At 32.2% G+C, this 6,605-nt stretch carries 6 protein-coding genes; all 6 read left to right on the top strand.

The genetic code is table 11. The features are described from left to right. A partial coding sequence (locus Q0C22_RS05510; protein ID WP_291492598.1) for a CBS domain-containing protein occupies nucleotides 1-600 on the top strand: 600 nt, incomplete at its 5' end. Beyond that, complete coding sequence (gene rpe / locus Q0C22_RS05505; protein ID WP_291492595.1) at nucleotides 587-1,252, top strand: ribulose-phosphate 3-epimerase; 666 nt, start codon at nucleotides 587-589, stop codon at nucleotides 1,250-1,252. The genes Q0C22_RS05510 and rpe, both read left to right, overlap by 14 nt. Next, a complete protein-coding gene (purL, locus tag Q0C22_RS05500) occupies nucleotides 1,249-3,405 on the top strand; it encodes a phosphoribosylformylglycinamidine synthase subunit PurL (RefSeq protein ID WP_291492593.1) in 2,157 nt (718 codons plus the stop codon). Before rpe ends, purL begins: the two co-directional genes overlap by 4 nt. Then, nucleotides 3,402-4,634 carry a 30S ribosomal protein S12 methylthiotransferase RimO gene (gene rimO / locus Q0C22_RS05495; protein WP_291492591.1) on the top strand — a complete coding sequence of 411 codons (1,233 nt, stop codon included), beginning with the start codon at nucleotides 3,402-3,404 and terminating at the stop codon, nucleotides 4,632-4,634. The genes purL and rimO overlap by 4 nt, the downstream gene beginning before the upstream one ends. A gap of 46 nt (nucleotides 4,635-4,680) precedes the next feature. Next, nucleotides 4,681-5,841 carry an ADP-forming succinate--CoA ligase subunit beta gene (gene sucC, locus Q0C22_RS05490; protein ID WP_291492589.1) on the top strand — a complete coding sequence of 387 codons (1,161 nt, stop codon included), beginning with the start codon at nucleotides 4,681-4,683 and terminating at the stop codon, nucleotides 5,839-5,841. After that, the coding region (gene sucD / locus Q0C22_RS05485) for a succinate--CoA ligase subunit alpha (protein WP_291492587.1) at nucleotides 5,838-6,605 on the top strand (768 nt) is incomplete at its 3' end. The genes sucC and sucD, both read left to right, overlap by 4 nt.

The raw sequence follows: 6,605 nt of genomic DNA, 5'->3' as shown, positions 1-6,605 counted from the left end.
TTTAAAATAACTTCGCCTATTGTTAGTACTTTTACCAGTATAATTAATCTATTTAAAAGATTTTTTTTTAAAAACTTAAAACAAGAAAATGTTTTAACCATAACAGAAAAAGAGTTCAAAAATATTGTAGCAAGCTCAAAAAATATTTTTGATAAGCAAGAACAACAAATGATAGAAAATGTTTTTGAGTTTGAAGAAAAACAAATAAAAGATATAATGATACCGTTAAGGAAGGTATTGATGTTTGAAGCAAACACAAGAATTGAGTCTTTTATAAAACACTTAAGTAACCTAAAATACAACAGGATACCCATATACAAGCAAAAACGAAATAATGTTGTGGGTGTTTTATATGTAAAAGATTTAATAAAGAAAAAATGGGCATTTGATATTGATAAAAATCAAACAATTCTATCAATAGCTCGAAAACCGATATTTATTAATTATAGTATAAAAATTGATAGGGCATTTAAATTTATGATAAAGCGAAAAAGTCATTTGCTTATCGTAGTAGACGATCACAGATCAAGCATCGGTGTTGTAAGCTTACAGGATATAATGGAAGAAATAGTAGGAGAGATTGAAAATGACACAAATTAAACTTTTAGCTTCAATTTTATCATGTAATTTTTTAAGACTTGAAAATGAAATTAAAGAGATTCAAAATTCGGGTTGCGATTTGATTCATTTAGATATTATGGATGGTCATTTTGTACCAAACATAACTATAGGACCAGATATTGTAAAACAAATTCATTCAATCTCAAATCTAGATCTAGATGTCCATCTTATGGTAGAAAATCCATCTTTTTGGGTAGAAAAATTCGCAAATGCAGGCGCTTATTCTATAAGCGTGCATCAAGAAGCGGACATTCATCTAAACAGACTTATTAGCACTATTAAAGAAAAAAAAGTAAGAGCTTTAGTTTCCATAAACCCTGCAACTTCTCCTACTGTTTTAGATTACATTTTAGATTATGTTGATGGCGTTCTTGTTATGTCTGTAAATCCAGGATTTGGTGGTCAGGTATTTATTGAAAATAGCTTAAGAAAAATAGAGTATTTAGCAAAATACAGATACACAAATAATCTTGATTATGTTATACAGGTAGATGGTGGTGTAAATCTAAATAATATTAAAAGCTTAATAGATGCAGGAACAAACGAAATTATTGTAGGAAGCGCCTTATTTAATAAAGGTGTACATGAATTTGTTAGAAAATTCAAAGAATTAACGAGGATTGTAGTATGAAAAAACATTTTCTTGATTCAGAAGAGTTAGCCATACTTGAAAACAGACTTAAAAGAAAACCAACGGAAATTGAAGAGGCAATAATTTTTTCGCTATGGAGTGAGCATTGCAGTTACAAATCATCAAAAATTCATTTAAAAAAACTTCCAACAAAATCTGATAAGGTTGTCATAGGTCCTGGAGAAAATGCAGGCGTAATTGATATTGGAGATGGTTATGTAGCTGTTTTTAAAATGGAATCTCATAATCATCCGTCTTATATAGATCCATATAACGGTGCTGCAACTGGTGTTGGAGGTATATTAAGGGATGTCTTTACTATGGGTGCAAGACCGGTGCTCAATATGGATGCGCTATTTTTTGGATCATTAAATCATTCAAAAACGCCATATTTACTTGACGGTGTTGTAAGAGGTGTTGGTGATTACGGCAATTGCGTTGGAGTTCCCACTGCAAGCGGTCAAACTATGTTTTTGGATTGCTATAACAATAATATTCTGGTTAATGCATTTACTTTAGGTATAACTAAAAAAGAAAAGATTTTTTTGAGCATAGCAAAAACAGTTGGTGCAGATGTGATATACGTGGGATCAAAAACAGGCAAAGACGGTATACATGGCGCCACTATGGCTTCAAGTTCGTTTGACGAAGAATCAATAAAAAACAGACCAACTGTCCAAATTGGAGACCCTTTTACAGAAAAGCTATTAATAGAAGCCTGCTTAGAGGTAATGGATAAATCTTTAGTTGAAGCGATACAGGATATGGGTGCAGCAGGCCTTACTTCCAGTGCATTTGAGATGGTTGAAAAAGGTGGCTTAGGTGTTGAATTGTATCTTGATAATGTGCCTTTGAGAGAATCAATGACACCGCTTGAAATAATGTTGTCTGAAAGCCAGGAGCGAATGCTTATAATAGCTGAGCCTAAAAATAGTAAAGAGATTTTAGACATATTTAAAAAATGGAGTTTAGATGCAACTATTATAGGAAAAGTAATAAAAGACAAAAAAGTCGTTCTTTACTACAAAAATGATATTGTAGGGGAGTTTGACTTAAACTTAATTGAAGCACCTGTTTATGATAGAAAATATAAAAAACCTGCCTACATTGATAAAATAAACAAAGAGATTGAACTTGAAACACCTGATGACTTATCAAGCAAGCTTTTGTCGTTGCTTTCAAGCCCAAATTTATGCGATAAATCGCCAATTTTTGAACAATATGACTCAACAGTCCAAACAAATACACTAAAGGGACCAGAAGGCGATGCATGCGCAATAGCTGTAAAGCAAACAGGTATGGCTGTTTTTGCAAGTACAAGCGTAAACCCCATATATTGTTATCTTGATCCTTATAATGGATCTGCTATAGCTGTGCTGGAAAGTTATAGAAATATAATTGCAAGCGGCGGAAATCCTATTGCTATTACTGATTGTCTTAATTTCGGAAACCCACAAAACCCAGAAATTATGTGGCAGTTTGTGCAATCCATTGAAGGCATAAAAGATACATGTGCTAAATTAAATACACCTGTTGTAAGCGGAAATGTAAGTTTATATAACGAAACAACTTCACAAAACATATTTCCAACGCCTACAATTGCAATGGTTGGTGTCTCAAATATGCAAGATGTGCTTAAAAGCCAATTTCAATTTGCTAATAATACTATAGTCTTACTTAATGATATAGAATTAAACCTGGGTGCAAGCCAGTATCTTTATTGGTTCTACAATAAAATAGATGGTAAAATCCCTGACCCAAAAGTCAAACTGCATTTATCTTTAAAAAAATTTTTTGATATCGCACATAAAAAATACAGACTAATTGTCAGCGCAAAAGATATTTCAATGGGCGGGCTTGCATGCTGTTTGGCTTCTATGTGCGAAAACAATATTGGGTGCGATATTAAAATCAATATAAATTCCAACCCACACGAGTTTTTATTTAGCGAGTCTCAAGCAAACATTATAATTGAAATTAAAAATCAAGACTTTGACACTATAGAATCCATTGCTTATGAAAGCGGAATAAATGCATATAGGTTAGGCTTTACCACACAAGAACAGACTCTAAAAATAAACGATTTAATAAATGTACCCATTGATGATATAAAAAAAGCAAAAAGTGCTACACTTAGAAAAGTTTTATCATGAAATGCTATGTGATAAGTTTAGGTTGCCCAAAAAATTTGGTTGACACAGAAAATATACTTTATAACTTTTCAAAACAAAATATTGAATTTGTATACGATCCAGAGAAAGCTGATATATTGTTTGTTAACACTTGCGCTTTTATACAAAAGGCTATTAAAGAATCTGTTAATACAATTTTAGAAGTCGCTCAAAACAAAAAAGAAAATCAAAAACTTGTAGTGGCAGGCTGTCTTATAAGCAGATTTAAAAATCAAATTGAATCGCAAATACCAGAAATTGATGTGTTTGTTGATACAAACAGTACAAATTTTGTTAATTTAAACAAAAAATTTAATTACTGCGATTTTGTAAAACCATTCGGCATTGAAGAAAGAATAATTACAACGTACCCTTATGCATATTTACGCATATCCGATGGATGTCACCACAATTGCAGTTTTTGCACAATACCTCAAATAAGAGGTCCATACAGACAAAAAAATCCAGAATATATAAAAAGCGAATTTATCCAATTGCTTGAAAAAGGTATAAGAGAAATTGTTCTTATAGCTCAAGACACCTCCTGTTACAATAACAATAACCTCTCAAAGCTCTTAAAAGATTTATCTAAAATTGAAGGCAATTACTGGATAAGGGTACTCTACCTGTATCCATCTTCCATAACTGACGACTTAATAGACACAATTGCCTCAACACCCAGCATTGTGCCATATTTTGATATACCACTTCAGCATGTAAGTGATAAAATATTAAAACTCATGCAAAGAAACTATGATAAGAAATTTATCTGCAATTTATTTGATAAACTTTTGAAATATGATGTTGCTATACGATCAACTTTTATTATAGGTTTCCCTCACGAAGAAGAAAAAGATTTTAATGAAATTTTGGATTTTATAAACAATTACAGGATTGATAGGCTTGGAGCATTTGAATACTCAAAAGAAGAAAATACAAAAAGTGCCACTTATGGTAATGTTGTTGCCTATAATACAAAAAGAAAAAGAAAAGCACTATTACTTGATACACAAAAAAGATTAAGCAAAAAAAACTTAGAACGATTTATTGGCAAAAAATTAAAAGTGATTATAGATGGTCCAAAAATAGCAAGAAGCTTTTTAGATGCACCTGAGATTGACGGTTTAGTTAAACTAAAAAGAGAAAGGCAAGTAGGAAATTTTGAAGATATAGTAATATCAAAGTCAAGCTTCTACGACCTCTACGAATAAACTTTTATTTGAAAAAAAGTTTAAAGTATGCTAATGTAGCTTACAAATGAATATACACGAGTATCAGGCAAAAGAACTATTAGTAAGATATGGTGTAAATATACCTAAAGGTTTTGTCGTAACAAATACGAAACAAATAGATAGCATACCATTTGAAACAGGTAAAACCTACATTGCAAAAGTACAGGTTCACGCAGGAGCAAGAAACAAAGCTGGGGGCATTCAAAAGATTTATAATAAGCAAGAAGCTATTAGCTTCTGTAAAAAATTCTTAGGCAAACGCATAATAACGCCCCAAACGCCAAAAGAAGGAAAAATTGTATCTGCTGTCTATATTGAAGAAGCTCTACTGGGTAATCAAGAGCTATATGTAAGCATTTTTGCAGATAGAAACAATCAATGCAATACTATACTTGTTTCAAAAGAAGGTGGAATAGATATTCAAGAAACCTTCAAAGTAAGCAAAAGCAATACGGTCTGTATAGATCCACTTCTGGGTTTTTCCAAATTTTACGCAAAAAAAGCGACATGCGCTTTTAATTTTGAAAAAGATAAAGCAAATAATTTTGTAGTTTTAATATCAAAACTTTTTATGCTTTACAAAGATATCGATGCAGAACTTTTAGAAATAAACCCTTTGCTTGATACCGGTAGTGATTTTTTTGCACTTGATGCAAAAATTGTAATAGATGATAACGCACTTTTTAGACAGGAAAAAATCCTGTCATATACAGACATATTACAACAAGAGCCCCTTGAGTTTCAAGCAAGCCAAAATAACTTAAATTATGTAAGGCTAGATGGAAATATTGCTATGGTGGTTAATGGGGCAGGACTTGCAATGGCTTGTTTGGATACAATAGAAGACTTCGGTGGCAAATGCGCAAATTTTTTGGATATAAAAGGCAGTGCTACCAAAGAATCAATTTTTAAAGCGTTAGAGATTATCCACCAGGATACAAGGGTAAAAGTTATATTTGTCAATATTATTGGAGGCATTGTAAGATGCGATATAGTTGCACAAGCTTTGGTTGATTTCTGCAATGCCTATAGCTTTAATTTGCCGATTGTTGCTAGACTTGAAGGTGCAAACAAAAAAGAAGCAATTGATATTTTAAATGCTTATAAAAAAAGCAACATCAGTATGGCAAAAAACTTAAGAGAAGGCATTGAAAAAACCATACTTCTTGCTGGAGAAAAAAATTGAGTATATTAATTAACACATCAACTAAAGCAATAGTACAGGGTCTTGGCAAGCAGGGTATATTGCATACAAAACTTTGCTTACAATACGGTTCAAAAATTGTAGCAGGTGTTAGCTTTGGTAAATCATACGTTGAAGGACTTGACATCCCTGTTTTTAATTGTGTCTATGAAGCACTACAACATGTAAATGCAGATACAAGTTTAATATTTGTGCCTGCAAATAGTGCTGCAGATGCCATATTAGAAGCCCAAGATGCGGGTATAAAACTAGCGATTGTAATAACAGAAGGCATACCCTTGCAAGATATGTTAAAAGTCAAAGCATTTGCACAAAAAAGTGACATGAAAATCATTGGTCCAAATACACCAGGTATAATATCACCAAATGAATGCAAGCTTGGTATCATGCCAGAGCAAATATTTAACAAAGGCAATATTGGCCTAGTTTCAAGGTCAGGTACGCTTATGTACGAGATTGCCCTGCAGTTAAAAGAAGCAGGTTATGGTATTTCGACAGCTTTAGGTATTGGTGGTGATGCAGTTTTGGGTATGAGTTTTGCTGAGGTATTAAATTTTTTTGAAAATGATCCCCAAACTAAATGCGTTATTATGATTGGCGAAATTGGCGGAAATTTAGAAATTAAAGCCCTAGATACAATAAAAAGCATGTCAAAAAAAGTTATTGCATATATTGCTGGCAAAAATGCACCAAAACAAAAAAAGATGGGTCATGCTGGAGCAATTGTTTATATAAAAGATGAATCT

The organism is Desulfurella sp. (assembly GCF_023256235.1).
Classification (GTDB): Bacteria; Campylobacterota_A; Desulfurellia; order Desulfurellales; family Desulfurellaceae; genus Desulfurella.
Note: the sequence above shows the minus strand (reverse complement) of the source record. Positions and strands in the feature narration are given on the sequence as shown.